This is a genomic window from Nocardia sp. NPDC006982 (assembly GCF_042869435.1).
Lineage (GTDB): Bacteria > Actinomycetota > Actinomycetes > Mycobacteriales > Mycobacteriaceae > Nocardia.
The window spans coordinates 529741-548803 of sequence record NZ_JBIAFV010000004.1 but is presented as its reverse complement, the minus strand read 5'-3'; the positions used below and the strand labels follow the sequence as shown (position 1 = coordinate 548803).

18 protein-coding genes are annotated in these 19063 nt (G+C 66.2%); 4 read left to right on the top strand and 14 right to left on the bottom strand.

Annotated elements, in window-relative coordinates; genetic code table 11:
* Positions 1–103 precede the first annotated feature (103 nt).
* Positions 104–298 carry a hypothetical protein gene (locus ACFYOW_RS19505; protein WP_387289697.1) on the top strand — a complete coding sequence of 65 codons (195 nt, stop codon included), beginning with the start codon at positions 104–106 and terminating at the stop codon, positions 296–298.
* 212 nt (positions 299–510) lie between these two features.
* Here the strand turns inward: ACFYOW_RS19505 and ACFYOW_RS19500 are convergent, their stop codons facing one another.
* Together ACFYOW_RS19500 and ACFYOW_RS19495 are read right to left on the bottom strand one after the other, a co-directional pair.
* Entirely contained in the window at positions 511–846 is a 336-nt protein-coding gene (locus ACFYOW_RS19500; protein WP_387289695.1) for a hypothetical protein, read from the bottom strand.
* Between the two features lie 254 nt (positions 847–1100).
* Positions 1101–1643 (bottom strand): DinB family protein, encoded by a 543-nt coding sequence (locus ACFYOW_RS19495; protein WP_387289693.1) that lies wholly within the window; start codon positions 1641–1643, stop codon positions 1101–1103.
* 420 nt (positions 1644–2063) lie between these two features.
* Between ACFYOW_RS19495 and ACFYOW_RS19490 the strand changes: the two genes are divergently transcribed.
* Positions 2064–2282 carry a hypothetical protein gene (locus ACFYOW_RS19490; RefSeq protein ID WP_387289691.1) on the top strand — a complete coding sequence of 73 codons (219 nt, stop codon included), beginning with the start codon at positions 2064–2066 and terminating at the stop codon, positions 2280–2282.
* A gap of 42 nt (positions 2283–2324) precedes the next feature.
* Here the strand turns inward: ACFYOW_RS19490 and ACFYOW_RS19485 are convergent, their stop codons facing one another.
* The 3 genes from ACFYOW_RS19485 to ACFYOW_RS19475 are packed head-to-tail and all read right to left on the bottom strand — an operon-like array spanning position 2325 to position 4006.
* Positions 2325–3185, bottom strand: a complete 861-nt coding sequence (locus ACFYOW_RS19485; RefSeq protein WP_387289688.1) for an SDR family NAD(P)-dependent oxidoreductase — start codon at positions 3183–3185, stop codon at positions 2325–2327.
* Entirely contained in the window at positions 3182–3412 is a 231-nt protein-coding gene (locus ACFYOW_RS19480) for a hypothetical protein (protein ID WP_387289687.1), read from the bottom strand. Before ACFYOW_RS19480 ends, ACFYOW_RS19485 begins: the two co-directional genes overlap by 4 nt.
* 60 nt (positions 3413–3472) lie before the next feature.
* Positions 3473–4006, bottom strand: coding sequence for a YbhB/YbcL family Raf kinase inhibitor-like protein (locus tag ACFYOW_RS19475; RefSeq protein WP_387289685.1), 534 nt, complete (start codon positions 4004–4006; stop codon positions 3473–3475).
* Between the two features lie 89 nt (positions 4007–4095).
* Here ACFYOW_RS19475 and ACFYOW_RS19470 point away from each other — a divergent pair, with 89 nt between their 5' ends.
* Entirely contained in the window at positions 4096–4773 is a 678-nt protein-coding gene (locus ACFYOW_RS19470; RefSeq protein ID WP_387289683.1) for a GntR family transcriptional regulator, read from the top strand.
* Positions 4774–5210: 437 nt separating this feature from the next.
* On the opposite strand, the gene ACFYOW_RS19465 is transcribed toward ACFYOW_RS19470, so the two are convergent.
* From ACFYOW_RS19465 to ACFYOW_RS19445, 5 genes are read right to left on the bottom strand one after another with little or no spacing between them, the layout of a single operon-like run.
* The gene (locus ACFYOW_RS19465) at positions 5211–8015 is read right to left on the bottom strand and encodes a DUF5682 family protein (protein WP_387289682.1); all 2805 of its coding nucleotides are present in this window, start codon (positions 8013–8015) and stop codon (positions 5211–5213) included.
* A complete protein-coding gene (locus tag ACFYOW_RS19460; protein WP_387289681.1) occupies positions 8012–9130 on the bottom strand; it encodes an AAA family ATPase in 1119 nt (372 codons plus the stop codon). Before ACFYOW_RS19460 ends, ACFYOW_RS19465 begins: the two co-directional genes overlap by 4 nt.
* A 13-nt stretch (positions 9131–9143) precedes the next feature.
* Positions 9144–10517, bottom strand: a complete 1374-nt coding sequence (locus ACFYOW_RS19455) for a VWA domain-containing protein (protein WP_387289680.1) — start codon at positions 10515–10517, stop codon at positions 9144–9146.
* 23 nt (positions 10518–10540) lie between these two features.
* On the bottom strand, positions 10541–11917 hold the full coding sequence (locus ACFYOW_RS19450) for a hypothetical protein (protein WP_387289677.1): 1377 nt from the start codon (positions 11915–11917) through the stop codon (positions 10541–10543).
* The gene (locus ACFYOW_RS19445; RefSeq protein ID WP_387289675.1) at positions 11917–12426 is read right to left on the bottom strand and encodes a hypothetical protein; all 510 of its coding nucleotides are present in this window, start codon (positions 12424–12426) and stop codon (positions 11917–11919) included. Before ACFYOW_RS19445 ends, ACFYOW_RS19450 begins: the two co-directional genes overlap by 1 nt.
* A gap of 1345 nt (positions 12427–13771) precedes the next feature.
* On the opposite strand from ACFYOW_RS19445, the gene ACFYOW_RS19440 reads away from it, so the two are divergent.
* Positions 13772–15760: a serine/threonine-protein kinase gene (locus ACFYOW_RS19440; RefSeq protein ID WP_387289673.1), complete on the top strand. Its 1989-nt coding sequence runs from the start codon at positions 13772–13774 to the stop codon at positions 15758–15760.
* A gap of 117 nt (positions 15761–15877) precedes the next feature.
* On the opposite strand, the gene ACFYOW_RS19435 is transcribed toward ACFYOW_RS19440, so the two are convergent.
* The 4 genes from ACFYOW_RS19435 to ACFYOW_RS19420 all read right to left on the bottom strand — a co-directional run bounded on the left by ACFYOW_RS19435 (position 15878) and on the right by ACFYOW_RS19420 (position 18688).
* Entirely contained in the window at positions 15878–16270 is a 393-nt protein-coding gene (locus tag ACFYOW_RS19435; protein ID WP_387289671.1) for a hypothetical protein, read from the bottom strand.
* 506 nt (positions 16271–16776) lie between these two features.
* Positions 16777–17208, bottom strand: a complete 432-nt coding sequence (locus ACFYOW_RS19430) for a hypothetical protein (RefSeq protein WP_387289669.1) — start codon at positions 17206–17208, stop codon at positions 16777–16779.
* 113 nt (positions 17209–17321) lie between these two features.
* Entirely contained in the window at positions 17322–18047 is a 726-nt protein-coding gene (locus tag ACFYOW_RS19425; RefSeq protein WP_387289667.1) for an MspA family porin, read from the bottom strand.
* Between the two features lie 35 nt (positions 18048–18082).
* On the bottom strand, positions 18083–18688 hold the full coding sequence (locus tag ACFYOW_RS19420) for an MspA family porin (RefSeq protein ID WP_387289664.1): 606 nt from the start codon (positions 18686–18688) through the stop codon (positions 18083–18085).
* Positions 18689–19063 lie beyond the last annotated feature (375 nt).

Sequence of the window (19063 nt, the reverse complement as noted above, 5' to 3'; positions counted from 1 at the left end):
TAGGCCCACAGAAATAGCAGGTCAGGCTCGGTTTTAACCGGGCCTGATCTTTCTTTTTCGGCCCACCCCACGGAGCCCTGCGGGTTTGTGTCGGATTCATCGGATGGGGCTTCTCGTGGTGGCGTCGGGCCCGTATGAATCGTTGCTGTGCGAACTCGGCGCCGACCAGTTCATCGACGACACCAAGAGCCGTCCCGAGGAGATCGTTTACGAGGTCGGCCTCGTCCTCGACGCCGTCGGCAGTCGGTTCCTGTCGTACGCGCGGCGGTGCCTGTGCCCGGCGTTCTTCGGCGACTAGGACGACGAAGAGACCGCGAAGCTGGGCGTCACGCTCTCGGGCGCCCGAGTCTCTTCGAGCGGGGTGCAACTCGCTGAATTGGGTCGGTTGCTCGACGCGGGCATGCTTCGTCTTGCGATCGACAGCACGTTCCCGCTCGCAAGACGCCAGAGCGCCGCACAACTCAGTGCGGGAGGGTGGTTTTCGGGTCTTTCCGGCGTTGGTGTCGCGGGTTACCCGGTTGGCTCGAAGCGCACGGACAAGGCCTGCGCCCCGGCCGGAGCGTTCCAGATGAGATCGACACCCGCGATCTCGGATCCCGCACCGCACGCGGAATCACCGAACAGGTAGGCCCGGTCGCTGGTGCCGTTCTCGAAACGCACTGTGGCATCCTGCAATTGGATACAGGCACCGCTGTCCGGCCGTTCGATCGACAAGATCTTTCCCACCACGGTGACGTAGGAGGCCCGGCCAATGGCCGCCTGTGCGGTACCGGGTAGCAGCGCGAGCAGTGCCAGCGCCGCGATGCCCACACCGGCGGCCTTGCCGAATTCACTTGGCAATCCCATGATTTCCCTCTCTCGGCCGCCGCCCGGCCGACTACACTGATCGATCCCGCTTCGGCATTTGTCAAATATATTGGGAGACAAAGGCTGTCAACAGTATGACTGATGCGCGTATCGCTTGAAGCGGGCGAGGAACACCTGCCCGGGCCACAACTGGCCGGGCCAGGTGCGGGTGAACCCGGTGATACGCCCACTCGTCGGCAAAAGTAGTGCTTGTTGAGATGCCATGTGTCCGAGGCCAGGCATAGAACGCTCGGCTAGCGCTGTTCCGGCGCATCGGTACTCGGCGCGGCAGGATGTTCGATCTGCTCGCGGAGGATGTCGCCGTGGCCGGCGTGTCGCGCGAAGTCCTCGATCGCGAGCAGATAGATGAATCGGAGGCTGACGTCGCCGGCGCGGGGGTGTGTCCTGATGTCGTCGAGGTCGAATTCGGCGGCGATCAAGCGGGAACGGTCGCTGGCGCGCTCGAATTCGGCGATCACGTCGGCCAGGGGCTCGTTGTCGTCGACGATGAAACTGGCGTCACCTGGCGTCGTGCCGCCGTCGCATTCGTTCTCGGGCAGGCCCGCCAGGACATGCTGGAACCAGATCCGTTCGGCGACTGCGGCGTGCTTGAGTAGACCGATCGGGGTGGTCATCGACGCGACGAGGCGGCGGCGGGCTTCTTCGTCGGACAGGCCGCGCACTGTGTTGATCAATTCGGCTCGGTTGCGGTCGAGCATGCTCTCCAGCAAACGGCGTTCAGCGCCAGTGGTGATTCGCGGTATCGACCATGCCATTGTCGGCTCGATTCTGTTCATTCGGGTTGGATCTGCCTGTGGTACTTGTGGTTTCGTTCCTTTGCCACCTCCTTCAGCGTGTGCCGATGACCTTCTGCGGGGGAGGTGGCAGGTCGGCGTCGAGGGATGTGGCGGTGCGGAGTCGCCGGATTTCGTGCTGGGCGGCGATTCTGGCAAGGGCCGGGTCCGGAATGGTTGTCGGCGTCGAGTCGCAAGATCTGCGCGTCGCGGGAGTCGAGGATGTCGTCGGCCTGTTGCATCGCGCGCACACGTTGCTCGAATTCTATCCTAAGGGTGGACGCAGGCGGCAGCTGCGGCTTGCCGCGGCAGTACTGGCCCGAACACCCGAACGCGGCATCGAAAGACGTTTGTGCGGGTGCCCGGTCCGGACCGGACAGTTATCCCGAGCGAGGTTCTAGCAGGTCCTCGACCAGGTTGCTGGTGAGAGCACGAGGGATGCTCGCTCCGGTCAGAGCGCAAGGAGACGGACACATCAAACTGCTCATCGATCCCGGCCACAACCGGACCCGGCTCGGCGGCCCCGACGCGCCTCTTGCTCCGCAGGAGAGTATCCCGGCCGTCGCCGACGTCCTCGAGACGCAGGCCGGCGCACTCGGCCTGCAGTTCCTGGATCGGCACGGCCGGACCGTCCCGTGGTAGAGCCACACTTTCGTTGATCGAGCTGTCGAGCCACCCGCGACCTCATGGCCCACCGCCTCGGCCCACCGCCGAAACGACTGCGGTGTCACTGATTTCGAGCAGGCGGCGGCGCGCCTTCGGATCGTCGGCCTGCGCGTGCGGACGGCTCTGACTGGTGCCGTTGAAATACCGGCCCGTCGTCTGGGCCAGGCCCGGATCGCAGATGAGCCGGAGAGCGGCGTCCGCGCCCTCGGCGACCGTGCTGATCGGCGTGACTCCAGATTCCAGCACCATGGTCGTCGCCATGAGTGTGGCCGGGTGCAGGGCGTTCACCGTAACGCCGGTCCCGTCGAGTTCCTCGGCGTACTCGATAGTCGCCATGATCATCGCCAGCTTGGCGCGGCAGTACGCGGTGTACACGTCGTAGCCGTGCTCGAGGTTCGGATCGTCGAAGTCGATCTCCTGCTGCCCGGCGGAGGCCACGTTCACCACCCGCGCCGGAGCTGATGCCCTCAGCAGCGGAAGCAGCCGCCGCGTCAGCCGATACGGAGCTAGATGGTTGACCGCCCACAGATATTCGTTGCCGTCGGCGCTGAGTTCACGTCTCCCGTTCGGCGGCCCGCCGCCGGTGCCGGCATTGTTCACCAGCACCTCCAATCGTGAAGTGCGGGCGATGATCTCATCGGCCAGCCGGTCCACCTCCGCGAGCCGCGACAAGTCGGCCAGGATGATCTCCGGCGCGGGCCCGCTTGCGGCCGTCACCTCGGCTGCGAGCGCCGCGGCCCGATCGGCGTTGCGGCCGTGCAGAATCAACCGGGCACCCGCGGCCCCGAGCCGCACCGCGAGTTCCCGACCGAGCCCGTCCGTCGCGCCCGTGATCAGCACGGTGCGATCGACCATGCGATCAATATCGTTGTCGCTCATTGCCTTTCCTTGCAGTCTGATTTCCCGTCTTCGCTCCGGATGCTGACCGACGTGGCGGTCAGGTCGAGCGCGACGTGCGTGCCGAGGGGCGTGTGCACGACGCGCGGTTCGCTGGTGGTCGGCATCGGCGTGCCGTTCACGATGACCTCGACCCAGCGGACGATGGCGTCGCCGTCGTTCCGCGAGTGGCGAACGATCTCGACTTCGCAGGGGATCGACTCAGCCACTGGAGGCCGCGCATGACGACGAATCCGCGTTGGCGCTGGGACCGGCCCCTCGAACGGGACTCACCGCATTGTCTCCGCTGTGGCGACGAGCGTCGCTCGGCCCAGGATGTGACCGGCGATGGTGAACCCGAGCAGGGCCGGCGTGGAGTCGGAGGCGATGCCGATGTCGTCCACATCCAGAGCGTGCACGGTGACGAAATAGCGGTGCTTACCGTGACCCGCCGGCGGGGCCGCACCGATGTATCGAGGTAGGCGCGCGTCGTTCGGCAATTGGAAGGAGCCGACCGGCAACCCGATGCCCGCGTCGTCTCCGGCGCCCTCGGGCAGGCTCGTGGTCGTGGCCGGGATGTTGGCGACAGCCCAATGCCAGAAGCCGGAGCCGGTGGGGGCGTCGGGGTCGTACACGGTAACGGCGTAGCTCTTCGTGCCTGCCGGGGCACCACTCCAACTCAGCTGCGGGGAAACGTCTTTGCCCCCGGGGGCGCCGGAGGACCACTGCTCGCGTTGCCAGGCTGCACCGTCGCTCACGGTGGTGCTGGTGACCGTGAAAGAGGCCGCCTCGGGGAGGCGGGCAAAGGGATCGTTTGCGCTCATCGTGTCGCGCCTTTCTAGTCGTGCTAACGATGCAACATCGACGATATCAGAAATAATCGATGATTCGCCAAATCGTCTATGATTGAACCATGACAGCCCACGCCCCGACCCCGGCGGAGAAGCAGATGCTTTCCGACCAGGTCTACGCACACTTGCGGAACGCGATCATGCGCGGCGAGTACGCGCCCGGTGACGCACTCAAGCCGCAGGATCTATCCAGGCAACACGGCGTGAGCCTGGCCGTGGTGCGGGAGGCGCTGGTGCGCCTGGTTGGTGAGGGCCTGGTCGACCGGCTGACCAATCGCGGCTTCGCGGTCCCAGCGTTCTCCGACGACCGCTGGCAGCAGATCGGCGAGGCGCGCCGGGCCATCGAGCCGGTCCTGCTTCGCATGTCGATCGAAAATGGTGACGTCAAGTGGGAGGGCGATGTTCGAGCTGCCCACCACCGCTTGGCGCGCACGCCGGCATTCACTCCAGAAGAGGGCGAGTATTACAGCGAGACATGGGCCGAGGCGCATCGGGTCTTCCACCGCACTCTGCTGGAAGGATGCGGCAACCTCGTCCTGCTGGAGATCTTCGACCGGATGTGGATCGCGAGCGAGCTGGCCCGCCGATGGTCGACGCATCGCAACCCTGACCGGGACGGCAACGACGAGCATCGCCGACTGGAGGAGGCAGCGCTGGCCCGCGACCCCGACACCGCAGCCGGCATATTGACTCGACACCTCACCTTGACGACGGCCGGACTGGCAGAGCAAGAAGGCTGACACGTCCGACAATCTGTGCGACCGCCTCGCGATAGCGGTCGACCACGTCCGCCACGGTGCGGCCTGGAACGTCGCCTGCCAGTTGGTTACCCGACATCGAGCGCTCGACGAAGGTGAGATGCCGGAGCAGGCCGAGCAGGTTCGTCCCCGACGGCGCCGCGGCCGTTCACACCTGCCCTCGACCGTCGCGGCCCGCGGATAGTCGAGTAAGCCGCGCAGCACCTCGGCCTCGCTGCTTCCGGTCCGGCGCGGCGGAGTGTTGTTGCGGCGCTTGGTGATTGGCGCGGCGGTCGCCATGGCGGGGCGGAGGTCAGGCGGTGCGGCTCCGTCGGTGTCGAGCCGGTCGGGTTGCCGACGGTCGTGATGCTCCACGGCCGCTGGCCGGGCCGGTTCGGCGGCCACTCGGCCGCCCATTTCGGGGACGAACCGGGCCCGCGTCAGCTCCGCGCGGCTGACACTCCGAGCTGCACCGCCAGTGCGGCGGCGGTTGCGGGGAACCGGTCGAGCAAACCGGTTACCTCGCGGTTTCCGGCAGGTCCGGCTTCCTGCCAGCCGCCATCGACGCCGAGCAGTCCGGCGAGCGCGTCGCAGGCGGCCGGGTGGGCGGCCAGTAGTTCGGTGACCGGTCCGCGCGGAGCCGCCGCCACCGGCGTTGCGGCCGTGGTGAATTCGACCGACCATGGCGGCACGAAGGTGTCCACGGCGGGCAGCGCGCCGGGGAAGGTGCGGCCCGCTTCCCGGACCAGTCCCGGGATCAGGTCGCCCGCCTGGTCCTTCAGGGTGGTGATGAGCTTCGGCAGCCACGGCAGCAGCACCGCGTCCGGCAGCATGCCGAAGGCCTTCGACAACAGCTCCACCACAAAGGGTTTCAGTGCTGGAGCCGGGTCGATGGCCTGCACGAAACCGCTCACGTACTGCGGAACCGTCGGCAGCACCAGCGGATTGGCCAGCATCCCGTCGCACCGCTCGCGCAGCTCGGCCATGGTCAGCAGGCCGAGCTGGAACCGCGCTGCCCACAGCAGTGCCACCTTGGCCGGCGCCTCCGGATGCGATTGCAGCACCGCCAATTCCAGCTGAGTGTGATCGCAGCCCAGCGACAGCGCCAGGTTCTCCATCCCGAACAGGAAGCCCAGCATGGCCGCCACCTGCGGTGGTCCGGTCTCCTCGGCGGCGAAGGCGGTGGGCAGCAGGGTGCAGTAGTGCGCGTACCCGGCCGTCACGAACCGTTCGCACCACGATGGCAAGCCGTCCTCGGTGGAGCGGAAGTAGTTGAGCAGCGCCCGGATTCGCCGCAGCACGACGGGTGCGTCGTCCACTGTTCGTTCAGCGGCGAGGAGTTCCACCGCGCGATTTCCGAGCTCGTCGGCGAGCCGGACCGATCTCAGGTACACGAGCGCGTCCTCGACAGCGCCCAGCGCTACGGCCGTGGTCGCGTCCGGTGCCGTGACCGCGCGACGCAGGCGCTGCTCGAGCACCTGCTCCACCGACACACCCTCGTAGCCGAGTTCCACCAGGGACCGCTGATATTTGCCGAGCCCGATATCCCAGCTCTCCTGAATGGAGGTCTCGCCCAGTCCGCGCGAACCCATGATGGGGCGCAGCGCGTCCTGCGGCAGCAACCTGCGCAGCAGCCACAGCAGATCCGAGCACGGCCGCAGTTCCGGATTCGCTTGCAGATCCAGCAGCGCGCGCTGCAGTGTCCGCTTGGACAGATCCAGTCCCAGTGGTTCCAGCCGGTCGAGCGCATCGCGGGCCAGCGGTGGCAGCGCCGCGTATCCGACCTGGCCGATGCGGTCGCCGCCGAGCAGGATTTCGCACAGCCGCCGCACATCGCGCCGCCCCGGCACCCGGTCCTTCTCGAGGCAGGTGACAGCCGCGTCCTGGAAGTCATACGGCGTTGGACGGGCGCGATTGCGCAAGCCCGCCAGCAGGATCGAGGTCTCGAAGATGGCGATGGAGTCCGCGGTGCTGGCCAGGTAGCCGTTGCGCCTGGCGAGCCGGACGATATCCACCGACCATTCCAGCAGTTCGGCCTCATCGAGTGGGTCCAGCACCGGCGGCCGGGACAGAAACCCCGAAAGCTGGTCCATCACTTCAGCTTCCGGTTCCGTCGGCAGCAGTGGCGGTTTCTTGGGCCGATTCTTCGTTCCCTGCTGGCCTGCCAGCTGGAACGACTGCAATCTGCCACGCCGCAATCCCTTCGCCCAGGTAGCCGCCGCGATCGACACCGCGCCGCCGGCCAGCCCGAACTGCGCCTCGATGGCGGAATGGCTGGACGGGATCAGCCCGTAGTGCCACTTGGTGGCCGAGCGCGACGAAATCTCGAACACCGCGTCGGACTCCAGCCCGAACTGTTCGACCGGGCTGGCCGCATGGGCCGCGCCGCACACGTACAACACCTGTGCCGGATCGATGTCGTTGGCGGCCAAGTGTTCCCGCATGCGGGTCCACATGTACCGCTCGCGGTCCTCGTCCTCGACGGTGCTGCCGCGCCGCAGCCGCCGGAACAGGCTGCCGATCATCACCATGACCTGGCGGTAGGTGTCGTAATCGGCGTCCACGAGGGGCTGCTCCACATACTGGTCCCACCATTCCGACCAGTGCCGGACCTTGCCGTGGTGCAGCAGGTGTTCCTCGAGTTCGGCGAAACGCGGTCGCAGATCACCGATTTCGATGCCGACCGCCTCGCCGTGCAGGCCGTCGTCCTCGGGTTGCTCGCCGTCAGCGGATGTTTCCGACTTCGCCCCTTTGGGAGCCCACTGGAAGACGTGGTCGGTGGACCGATCCACCAGCACCAGTTCGACGCCCGGAGTATCGAGTGCGTAGGCGATGGCCTGGTATTCGGCCGACGATTCGGTGATCGGCGCGACCACCGACAGCGGTGCCCATTCCGCCGGGAAACCTTCGATATCGGTGGCGAATGCCTGCAAGGCGACCGGCAACCGGCAGTTGTGCAGCTCGTCCAGCAGCGGCCGCATATCTTCGCACAGTTCCAGATAGATGACGCTCGGCTGCTTTTCGCGCAGCCGCCGCACCATGGCCAGACCGGAGGCGGGTGAGTGGTGACAGACCGGGAAGATCTCCAGCCGCTGCGACAGCGCCCGGTCGACATCGTCGACCATGCCCGTCAGGATGTCGCCCGCCGCCCCCGGCATCCCGGCGAACGCGACCGCCGCGTCCGCCAACTGATCCCGCAGCGCGGCAAAGGTATTCGGCGTGGACCGGGTATCGGAGACGATCACGACAGCCTCGCGATCGCCGCCCGGCCGCCCTCCAGGAATTCACCCCAGGCGGCATTGCCCTTCTTGTCCTTGGTGCGCGGCTCGACCACGCCGTGCAGGTACTTGTTGAGAATGGCCAGGTCCTCGGGCGTGCGCCGGGCCAAGGACCCGACCAGTGAACCGGCGAGGGTCTCGGCGCGCAATTCCTTCGCACCGAAGAACTGGCTGTGCAGGATGGCGTCCTCGAGCACGCCGATCTGCTCGGCGGTGGACAGCGCCGACTCCAGCTTGTCGTCGTCGCTCGTGGCGGCGGCCGCGGCGGCGCGCAGATCGGCGAAGCTCTCCAGCAGGATGTCCAGCAGTGTGGGTGGCAGTTCCAGTTCAAGGGAATGGCGGCGCAGTAGTTCCGCGGTGCGGAAACGCACGATCTCCGCCTCGCTCTTCTTGTTGGACACCACCGGAATGCGCACGAAGTTGAAGCGCCGCTTGAGCGCCGAGGACAGGTCGTTCACACCCCGGTCGCGGCTGTTGGCGGTGGCGATGATGGAGAAGCCCGGCTGCGCGAACACCACATTGTCGTCGTCGAGCTCGGGGATGGAGACGTACTTCTCCGACAGGATGGAGATCAGCGCGTCCTGCACGTCGCTGGTGGAGCGGGTGAGCTCCTCGAAGCGGCCGATCACGCCCTGCTCCATGGCGGTCATGATCGGGGACGGGATCATCGACTCCCTCGACTGCCCCTTGGCGATGACCATGGAGATGTTCCACGAGTACTTGATGTGGTCCTCGGTAGTGCCCGCCGTGCCCTGCACCACCAGTGTGGAATTGCGGCTGATGGCCGCGGCCAGCAGCTCGGCCAGCCAGCTCTTGCCGGTACCCGGATCACCGATGAGCAGCAGACCCCGGTCCGAGGCCAGGGTGACGATGCTGCGCTCGACGAAGCTGCGGTCGCCGAACCACTTCTGCTCCACCTCGCGGTCCAGTCCGTCGGCACGTTCGGAGCCGAGAATGAACAGCCGCACCATCTTCGGGCTCAGCCGCCACGCGAACGGCTTGGGGCCGTCGTCGACGGACTCCAGCCAATCCAGTTCCTCGGCGTACTTGACCTCGGCGGGGGCGCGCAAAACGTCGTTCATGATGGCTGGTCTCCTAGTCGAGAAAGTTCTTGAGCTCGTGCACGAGCTTCTGGATGCGTCCGGAAATCACCGGGGTGCCAAGGTTTTTGAACCGTTCGCGGAACCACGGGTTGACGCTCTGGTGGCCGGAGCTGTTCACCGAGCCGACCGGGATGAGCTTCACCCCGCTGCGGTGCACCGCCTCCATGGCCTCGAACAGCGGCTGGGAGCGGTCGAACTCGTAGAAGTCTGAAATCCATACCAGCACAGTATTTTTCGGGTCGGTTATCTTGGGCTGGGCCATGGCCATGGCGACCGGGCCGTCGTTGCCGCCGCCGAGATTGGTGCGCAACAGCACCTCGAACGGGTCGTGCACCCACGGAGTGAGATCCAGGGCGCGGGTGTCGTAGGCGATGAGATGTACATCCACCTTGGGCAGGCCCGCGAAGATCGACGCCAGAATGGTGCAGTTCACCATGGAGTCGACCATGGAACCGGACTGGTCGACCACCACGATCATGCGGGCGGGGACGGCGCGCTTGGCGGTCTGGCGGTAGTAGAGCCGGTCGACGTAGAGGCGCTCGTCCTGGGGATTCCAGTTGGGCAGGTTCTTCCAGATGGTCCGGTCCACGTCCAGGTTGCGCAGGATGCGCTTGGGCGGGACCGAGCGGTCGACGGTGCCGACGCTGGTCTGCTGCACCTGGGTGCGCAGGACTTCGGCGACCTCGTCGATATAGCGGCGGATGAGGCGTTTGGCATTGGCCAGGGCCACGCCGGACAGATTGTGCTTGTCGCGCAACAGCTGTTCGATGAGCGACATGCTCGGGGTGAGCCGGGCGGCCAGGTGTGGATCGGCCAGCACTTCGCGCAGCCGCATGCGGGACACCAGTTCGCCTTCCAGACCGGTGAGTACGCCTTGCACGGCGCCGGCCTGCTCCTCACCCAGACAGCGGCGCAGCCAAGTGGTATCGGACTGCCAGCCGGCCAGCTGGGTGGCGCTGACCTGACCGGAGCCGGTGGCGAAGACGTTCAGCAGCAGCTTGGAAACCAGTGCGGCGGTGCGGACATCGGCCGCGCCGACGGGCCGGGGCGAAGCGGCGTCGGCCTCGTTCGCGGCATCCTCGGCTGCGGAGTCCACGGTCTCGGCTGTGGATTCAACTGTCTCGGAGAAGTCGAGGCTTTCGAACTCCGCCTTCATCTCCGGATAGCGTTGCACCACATTGTCGATGGAAATGCCCGGATCGAGTACGGCCAGCGGCAACCCCAGATCGTCGACGATCCCCGTGCTCGCCTGTTCCAGCGTCGGTTGCTGATCCCCGGTGAAGACACCGGCCAGCAGACGCCAGTACAGGATCTGGCGTCGCGTCTCATGATTCGGCCCACCCGTCACCCGACGGCTACCCCCCATGGAATCGCTTCGCGATGCTGTATTCATTTGCGCAGCAACCGTCCCGCGCGCTCACGCAACACCGCCACCGCATCGCCCGACTTGGCCTGTGCCTTGGTGACTTTCGGATCGGTCGGGCCCAGCGCCCAATCACCGTTGTGGAAGGCGGTGAGTGCGCTCTTGACCTTGCGCCGCACGGCCAGCGGTCGCACTGACCAGCCACTGGCATCCCAGCGCAGCAATCCGATCATCGTGCTGGAGCCGGTCACCCCGGCCGGAGTGAGCGGACCGGCGGACGGCAGCGCGTTCAGTTCCACCCGAATCCGCTGCTCGCCCAATTCCATTGCACCGTCGCGGAACCGGTACCCCTCGAGCAGAACCGGTTCGGCGATGTGCACCGGATCGCTGTCCAGCGGCGCGACGGCCGGGGCCTGCGCCTGCGGCAGCTGCACGGTGGCGGTGACGAAAGGATCGGCGGCCTTCCCGGCCTTCGCCCGATCGTCATCCCACAGCAGGTCACCGGTCGCCGTCAGCGGCATGTCGGTGAGCTCCAGCGCGCGCTGCTCGGCCAGCGCGGTGAGCAACTGCCGATGCGCACCCAGCAATTGCCAAACCGCCGGTCCCACAATGGTGTCCACTTTGGCCGCGGCCACCGATACCCGCACCCGGCGGGCCGGTGCGCCCGCGACCTCCAGCACGCCGTGCACCTGTGCCTGTACGGCGGTCCCATGCTCATGTAGGTCCACGCCCAGCGGCAGCAGCCTACCCGAAACCGGCTCGGTCACAGCGGATTCCGCGCCGCGCCAGGACAGCAGCACGGCGCGCGTCCACAGATCGGCCCAGCGTCGCGCGGGCACCCGGTCCATAGTGGCGATCGGCGCGGAAGCGCCCAGTTCGGCGGTGAAGCCGTCCAGCAGCATCGCCAGCCGTCGCAGCGCGGGGTCTGCCAGGAGCGACTCCACGGTTTGAGCGGCGGCCGCCACCAGGTCGTGGTCCACGCCGCGCCATCCGGCGATGGCCAGTTCACCCAGCCAGGCACGGGAACCCGCCGCGAGCGGGCTCGGGGCGGCGGCATCCGGCGTGGCCGTCCACTCGGATCGATTGCGGCCCAGTCCCGTATCGGCCTGTTCGACCAGTGCGTCGTGCACCGCGCCAAGCAGGGCGGCACGGGCGGCGGCCAGCGCCGACAGCTCGTCGGTGCCGATCGCCCCCGTGCTCACCTTCGACACCGCCGCCGCCACCGCCTCGGCCAGTGGCGAACCCGCTACAGCTCCAGCCAGCGCCGCCAGTGCCGCACTCTGCGGTTCGGAAACCCGGGCGAAGCCGCTGACCAGCGCGGTATCGAAGCCGCTCACCGCGTCCAGGGCCGCCGCGACGCCGGCGGGCGCCTCCGCCAGTGCGGCTAGTTGTACAGGCCGCATCAGCGATCCACCCCCGCCGGGAACCAGTGCAGTTCCGGGATCGGCGTCGCGCTACCCGGCAGTTCCAGGTAGGTCAGATGCCGCAGGAAACGGCTGAACACCGCGGCGGCCGGAGCCGGGTCGCGAGTTCCATTGAGGCAGTTCGCGAGTCGGGTGCCCTCGGGAACCTCGACACGCAGAAAGCGCGCCACCCGGTCCTGCCCGTACTGGAGCACCGCTTCGTCGATGAGTGCGTCCAGATGTTTGCAGACCCATCCCTGGTTCAACCCGCCGCACGGCCGGTTGTTATTGGTGCTGCAGCTCAGCCCATGCGTCCCCGCGGTCACCGACGCCACGTACACCCGTGAAATATCGGAGCCACTCGACACCACGCCCTGCAGGCGCCCGTCGGCCAGCTCCACGAACGGCACCTTGTTCAGTTTGCGCGGTGCGACAGCGGGCAAAACCCGTACGACAGAAGCGCTTTCCCATGCCGGTTCATCCGGCGTGGCACTCGGATTCGAGGCCATCGTTCTCCCTCCCGGTCGATCACGATGCGCTCAAGATAGGTGAAGGCACCGACAAGTCCTTCCCAACCCAGAATCGGCTGGTGGAGAACACTTCCGCGTCGGCTTCCAGGCCCACCGGCGGCGACGGCGACCGCCATGAACCGAGCGCGCGCCGCACACCGGCTGGCCCTATTCCCGTTCCCCGCAACGCAATTGCGATGCGAGTGCATCAGCGACCGCGGCGATCGGCTGGTCCACTGACTGCGGGGACGGCAGAGGAAGGATCCCAGTCGGGAACGGCCGAGACAGCGACCAGTTGCGGCAAGCTGATCCTCGTGGAGAAACCGTACGTCCGAGCGGCGCAGACCGTTGCGGGACATCAGGTACACGGCGCGCAACCGGTCCTCGATTGTCTGGTGGCGAAGATGCTCCTCGGTCCACACATCCGAAGCGGTGATCTTGGTGGGTCGCTGTCGGGGGCCTTGCGTCGGTCTCATTCATGGCGGACGGACCAGGGTCGACAAGGACCTGGGGGCGCGCGAAATCGCGTCGCGCAGCGGACCGTCCCGTTGTACAACCGCGGTGAAATCGGCGCCGACCAGCAGTGATGCTTCGTCACCCAGGGCGGGAGATGTTGCCCCAGGGGTGAAAACGATCGCCACCTATGGTGGCTATTCGGGACGAGCGCCGACGCCGAGGATTCTTGTCAAGGCTGCTACCAACGAAGCGGCAGACCTCATCCATCGCGCCGATACACGAACCAGCTGCCCAGGAGTTCACGAATGCCGTCCACCTTTGTCGCGGATGTTCGCGACCGAGCCGATGCCTACCGCGCTACACCTTTCTCCGCGAGGTGGGCCGCGAACTGGTCGCGGAGGCGGTGAACTACCGTGCACTCGACTCCGACGCACGGGCGGTGGGGGTCCGGCCACCGTGCCGCCCGGAGGCCGATCGGGCGGTGCCGTTGCCGCCCGGACGCGAGTTCCTGCGGGCGTGCTTCGATCGCCCGTACGCCGGATCGATCGCAGTGCCGGCCGCGTGCCGCATGCTACGCGCAGCATGCAGCGACCCAAATCCTCCAGGCGAGTCTGTGGCACGAGACGGTGCCCTCATCAGCAGTGAGGCACCAGCACTCGCAGGATGTGGCGCGAGAGCCTGTCGATACCCGAGCAGCAGTCGTAGCACGCCGGCCATTACCGTCGGACTACAATGTGAAGGGGCATAGATCGTGTGGCAGTGGGGTCGCACTTTCCCCGAAGGAGCCGAGGCCGCGTCGTCGTCCAGCTGGCAAGTCGACAATGTTCAAGCGCCGATTCTCGATTCTGACCAACCCGCGCAGGTTATCCGCAACGCAGGCAAGGCAGTCGTGACCAACCTGCGGCCGCCACTGATGCCAGGGTCGACGTTCGGGAAATATCACCTGCGGCGGCTGATCGGTTCCGGCGGGATGGGCCGGGTATTCGAGGCACTCGACACCACCAAGGGCCGGGTGGTCGCGGTGAAGGTACTGCCCGAACAGCTCGCCGACGACCCGGTCTATCGGGCCAGGTTCCGGCGCGAATCCCACATCGCCGCGCTGCTGCAGGAACCCCACGTCATCCCGATTCACGACTACGGCGAGATCGACGGGCTGCTCTACATCGACATGCGACTCGTGCAAGGCGAAAGCCTCCGCACCGTGTTGAAAACCCAGGGCCCGCTGCCGCCCGAGCAAGCTGTCTCGGTGATCAGCCAGATCGCAGCCGGACTCGACGCCGCACACCACGACGGCCTGGTCCATCGTGACATCAAGCCGGACAACATCCTGCTCACCCATGACGGATTCGCCTACCTGGCCGACTTCGGCCTGGCCAACACGAACACCGACGAACGCCTGACCCAGACCGGATCGGCGATCGGCTCGTTCAACTACATGGCACCCGAACGTTTCCGAACCGGCCCGGCCACCCCGGCTGTCGACGTGTATGCCCTGGCGTGCGTGTTGCACGAATGCCTGACCGGTACCCGCCCTTACTCGACCGACGGCGGCGACGCCGCGGTCATGCGGGCCCACATGATCGAACTGCCACCCCGAACGAGCAGCTACGCACCGGGAATCCCGGTCGCGATCGACGCTGTCGTCGCGCGCGGCATGGCGAAGTCGGCCGATGAACGCTACGCCAGCGCCGGCGAATTGGCCGCCGCCGCCCACGCCGCACTTGCACCGTCCACCGGCGACGCCGAAGACCATAGTCCCCTCGCCGTATACGAATACGATCCCACCGTGGCGGCGCATCCCACACCCCGGGCGACCTCCACACCCGAGGCGAGATCCGTTCCGGCGCCCAGGCGCCGGCCCCGCCGCCTCTGGATCGCCGCTGTCACGGCCGTCGCGGCCCTCGTGGCCGCCGGAGCCTGGCCGCTGCTCCACAACAAGCCCGCACCGCCGACCTCAGAGGCGGCGAAATCCGAATTCTTCACCGAGGACGACATCGCCCTGCTGAAGAACGTGCAAGATCCGTACAACCGCAGCGTCTGTCGTCACGAGCCCCCAGAAGCGATTTGGGGGGAGAAGGCCCGTCTCACCTGCACCGAGATTCCCAAAATCCGCACGCCCAGGGCGGATTTCCACCTGTTTCCCAACGCCGAGGCGCTGGGCAAGGCCTATCACCTCGTAGCGTTACAGGGGGCGTTACAGACCAGCAACTGTCCGGAGGATCCACCCGGCCGCGACGGCCCCGCGACCAGAGACGGCGGGCAGGTCGGGCGGACGGCTTGCTTCACGGATCCCACAACGACACCACCGACCTCGGGGGTGATCCAAACCGACGACGCGGCAATGAGCATGGCGGTTCTCTACTTCCCCGAGTCGGCGGGCGGTAGCGCCCAGTTGTACTGGACACTGCACGACACGGGAAACGGGAATTCACAATTCCTGACTACTCCGAGGGACCCGGACGACCTCACGCCGGCCGACCAAGCTCTGCTCACCAAACTGCCCAAAGCCTACGATCGACGATACTGTCGACACGAGTCACCAGTGAGCGATGCGACCGCCGCCGTTCTGTGCTTCGGCAACGAGTCGGGTGCGCCGACAGCAAGGTTTTTCCAATTTCCCAACGATCGGATCGCGACGCAGTTCTTCGAGGGTGTCATGAGGAAGTCCGGTGGGCACGCGTGCGACGGTGCAACGGATCGCGAGCAACTGTCGATCAGCCGGTTAACCTGCATCACCGCTCCCGTGCCGACGCTCGTTGCGTTGGATCAGGGCAGCGACATCGCCATCCGAGTCGTCGCCGTCGGTTCCGATTCCCCCTCCAGCCGTCCCAAGACCGAACAGGCGTTGTTCGATTGGTTCAAAAAGAACCTGCGGTAGACGGCGATGTCGGCGCCGCGTCGGCAAACCAGCGTCGACAACTCGCGTCAGGCGGACTGACGAAGTCAACGCCTCCGCGACTTGGAGAACCACCCCCGCCGCCCGTAGGGAACTGAGTTAGCAGTCGAAGCGAGGGCACTTGAGCATCGGTGGACGCCCGTCGCCGTGGCTATGCGAGGAAGCTTCGAACGACGACGTGGAGGCCGCTGGTAGCGCCGGTAGTGACAGCGACCCCGACATCCCCAAGACGCTGGGGCCGAGCAGCATGAGTCCACCGGTAAGGGTCATCGACAACAGGATGCGGCGAGAAGACAGAAACTGAACAGCAAGAGGCATCTGCATCACTTCCCTGGGCGCGGTATCGATCACGTCGTGTATAGGCCAATTCTCGTCCGCGAACGGATCGCGCGACACCCACCCCAGGGTGAAAAACCGCACCCTCCGTGACTGGCGCGCCGATCGGAATTCGGTCAACAGGGCCACACCTGCTGTGACCGATTTGGTGGTCATGCCGAACCGGTGCGGGGGTCCGTATTCCCCGGCTGACGACCACAGCCACCAGCTCGGCGACACGTCGCCGCGGAGCTGGTGGCTGTGCATCAGAACTCGATCATGTATTCGGGCTACCCGACAGCTGGTGCGAGGTCACCGCCGATTCGCGCTTCCGACAGGAAATCTGGGAGCGAGACGGACAGGCGGGCGCTGATTTCGGTCAACCCGGACATCAATGCTTGTGCTGGTTCGGTGCCGGTCGTTTGGATGATGATCGGGGCGGGCTGTAGGCCCTCGATCCGTAGTCGACAAAAGTAGTCCGCGTCAGGTTTCGAAAAAGGCTGCGGCGCATCGACCGTCACAAGTATCGATCGGCCGCTTCGCTGAATCCTCCTGATTACCAAAGCCTTTCCAAATCCGACAGTCATAGCGAGATAGTATGGCCTCGGGTGTATTCAGCCGAATACTGCGGGCGTGTCCGAGAACTAGGCGCGTCTTCACCGACGACCGCAGGCCGACATTCGCTAACCCTGGTAGGGGTGGTTGGCGAACTGGACGGCACCGGCCTCCGGGAAGTGGGCCGCGTTGACGGTGACGGTGCCGACGAAGTTGTCGTGGCCGGGGCTGAACAGGGCCGAGTAGCCGCTGTTGCCCCAGAAGCCGGGGCCGTTGGCGTGCGCGGTGAAGCTACCGGTTTCGCCGGTGTCGACATTGCGGTAGTTCAGGGTGATGTCGAGTGAACACTGACCGACGCCGATCATCTGGGCGGTCACGGTGAAGGCTGCCATGCCCGGGTAGGCGTTGCCGTTGACCGACGAGTCGACGATCGCGACGCACGGGCCGTTGGTCAGCGAGTAGATTGTCGCGAACTTGCCGCCGCTCGAGTCCGCAGAAGCTGGTGCGGCCGTGGCGGTTACGGCCGCCGCGGTCATCACGGCGAGGGAGCAAGCAGTCACGGATCGGATCGAACGCATCATTACCCCCAGTGGTTGATGGTGGTCATGCCGACGTTATGCCGTGCGACGGTACCAGTCTTCCCGTCATCCCATGACCGTTCCGCGCGATGAGATCAGCCGAGGCTGAAGGGTTGGCCCCACAGGGTTTCGGAGTCGTCCATGACGTTGTCGTGCACGGTGACCGTGGTGTAGGCGCGTGCTTCGGCGGCTCCTGCACAACCTTCTACGGACAGTGTGTGGTCAACATACTGGGTGATGCCCGATGTGCCCGTGAAGGTGTAGTCCTCGATTTCCTTGGTGGCTACCTTGCCGGGTTTCAACTGAACGCTGAGGGAGGGGTCGGCATAGGGCGAGATTCCTGAGTCGCCTGCGGTGCCACCGGCGTATCCGCCCGCGGTGACGCCGCCGTTGCCCCCGCTGTCGCCGTTGTTGCCACCGTTGTCGGCACCTGCGGGCGCGTCGGTTTTCGGCTGGGGCGGCGGCGTATCGCCGCTGCGGTCCGCATGTGTGCCGCTGCCGAGATCGACTTGGCAGCCAACGAGATAACCGGTTTCGATCCGACCGCCGCTGACGGTGATATCGGCGGGCACGGTGATGTGCACCGACGTCACGCCGGAAACCCACGCGTTGCGGGAAAGTGGGCTCGCGGCCATCGATCCGGAGATCGTCGCGTGTTCACCAGTGCGGTCGACCGCGACGACAAGGCCATCACGAGTGGTGAACTGATCGTGACCATCGGGGAGGGGGATCGAGGTATCGGCTTGTGCCGCACCGGATGTCACCAGTACGAGGGGCAGGAAGGCGCACGCCATTACCGCGGAGCCCAGTGAACGGCGCATCGCGCTGTTCCTCTCGTTCGATCGCATCACGCCGCTCATCCGACGCTGAACGGGTCGCCGTACAAGGTCACTTCCGCCGACCCCTGGTCGTTGGTCACTGTCAGGGCGCTGAACGCGCGCGCCTGCGCGTATCCGCCGCACCCACTCAGCTGGATGCCGCGATTGCGGTAGGCGATGCCGACGGCACCCGCCGCGGGATCGAGCTTCTTGGTGCCGAACTTCACCACCGCGACGCCGCCGGGCACCAGTTTGATACTTGGGGTCAATTCCGGCGACACCGAGCCGGGCGACATGTAGACATCACCGCCGAGTGACAGCCCGCCGGACAGATCTACCTGGCAGCCGATCAGATAACCGGTCTCCAAACTGCCCGCCGTCGCGCCCGGAGCCGTGGCGTACGTGGTCGCCGACAGCTGCGCCGTGCGTGACATGCCGTTGGCGGCGAGGGACTGGGAGATGATCGCGGTCTCACCGGTCCTGGTCAGATCCACCGGAATCCCCGTCGCCGTCGTCAAGGCCTGCTCGCCGTCGGGTAGCGGCACCACCGTATCCGCATACGCGAACCCACCTGCGAGCATCAGCACCGCCAACCCGACGCTGATACCGGCCGACCACCGGCCGACGCCATCGATCACCCTCATCGAACCCCATCCTCAACTGCCGTCAGCTACGGGAGAACCTCGCATGCAAACCTGAGCGTCGGCTGGGAATCGCCAGTGTGGTTGCTGTCGAATCCCGCCATACCGGGCCAATGGGGCGTGTGTGCTCATAGCCGGCTCCTAACTTGCTCCCATTTTCGACAGAGGTTGGGCCGCAACGATTCTCGCGTCGGGGCGGCAAGGATCGCACCCGACGGGACCCAGAACCCGGGAGGAAACGTATGGGAGTCAAGTCGAAGCTGGTCACGGCGGCTGCGGCGGGCGTAGTGGTGTTCGGTGCACTGGGTGTCGCGGCCGGTGTCGCGAGCGCTGATCAGCCGCAGGGGCCGGCAGTGTCCGCCACCGCCCGGCGATCAC

Excerpts from the sequence above, each read along its gene's own strand:
- ACFYOW_RS19460 (WP_387289681.1), bottom strand. The coding sequence starts at position 9,130 with ATGAACGACGTTTTGCGCGCCCCCGCCGAGGTCAAGTACGCCGAGGAA.
- ACFYOW_RS19425 (WP_387289667.1), bottom strand. The coding sequence starts at position 18,047 with ATGCGCCGTTCACTGGGCTCCGCGGTAATGGCGTGCGCCTTCCTGCCC.
- ACFYOW_RS19420 (WP_387289664.1), bottom strand. The coding sequence starts at position 18,688 with ATGAGGGTGATCGATGGCGTCGGCCGGTGGTCGGCCGGTATCAGCGTC.
- ACFYOW_RS19450 (WP_387289677.1), bottom strand. The coding sequence starts at position 11,917 with ATGCGGCCTGTACAACTAGCCGCACTGGCGGAGGCGCCCGCCGGCGTC.
- ACFYOW_RS19470 (WP_387289683.1), top strand. The coding sequence starts at position 4,096 with ATGACAGCCCACGCCCCGACCCCGGCGGAGAAGCAGATGCTTTCCGAC.
- ACFYOW_RS19455 (WP_387289680.1), bottom strand. The coding sequence starts at position 10,517 with ATGGGGGGTAGCCGTCGGGTGACGGGTGGGCCGAATCATGAGACGCGA.
- ACFYOW_RS19485 (WP_387289688.1), bottom strand. The coding sequence starts at position 3,185 with ATGAGCGACAACGATATTGATCGCATGGTCGATCGCACCGTGCTGATC.
- ACFYOW_RS19475 (WP_387289685.1), bottom strand. The coding sequence starts at position 4,006 with ATGAGCGCAAACGATCCCTTTGCCCGCCTCCCCGAGGCGGCCTCTTTC.
- ACFYOW_RS19495 (WP_387289693.1), bottom strand. The coding sequence starts at position 1,643 with ATGAACAGAATCGAGCCGACAATGGCATGGTCGATACCGCGAATCACC.
- ACFYOW_RS19505 (WP_387289697.1), top strand. The coding sequence starts at position 104 with ATGGGGCTTCTCGTGGTGGCGTCGGGCCCGTATGAATCGTTGCTGTGC.
- ACFYOW_RS19500 (WP_387289695.1), bottom strand. The coding sequence starts at position 846 with ATGGGATTGCCAAGTGAATTCGGCAAGGCCGCCGGTGTGGGCATCGCG.
- ACFYOW_RS19445 (WP_387289675.1), bottom strand. The coding sequence starts at position 12,426 with ATGGCCTCGAATCCGAGTGCCACGCCGGATGAACCGGCATGGGAAAGC.
- ACFYOW_RS19435 (WP_387289671.1), bottom strand. The coding sequence starts at position 16,270 with ATGACCACCAAATCGGTCACAGCAGGTGTGGCCCTGTTGACCGAATTC.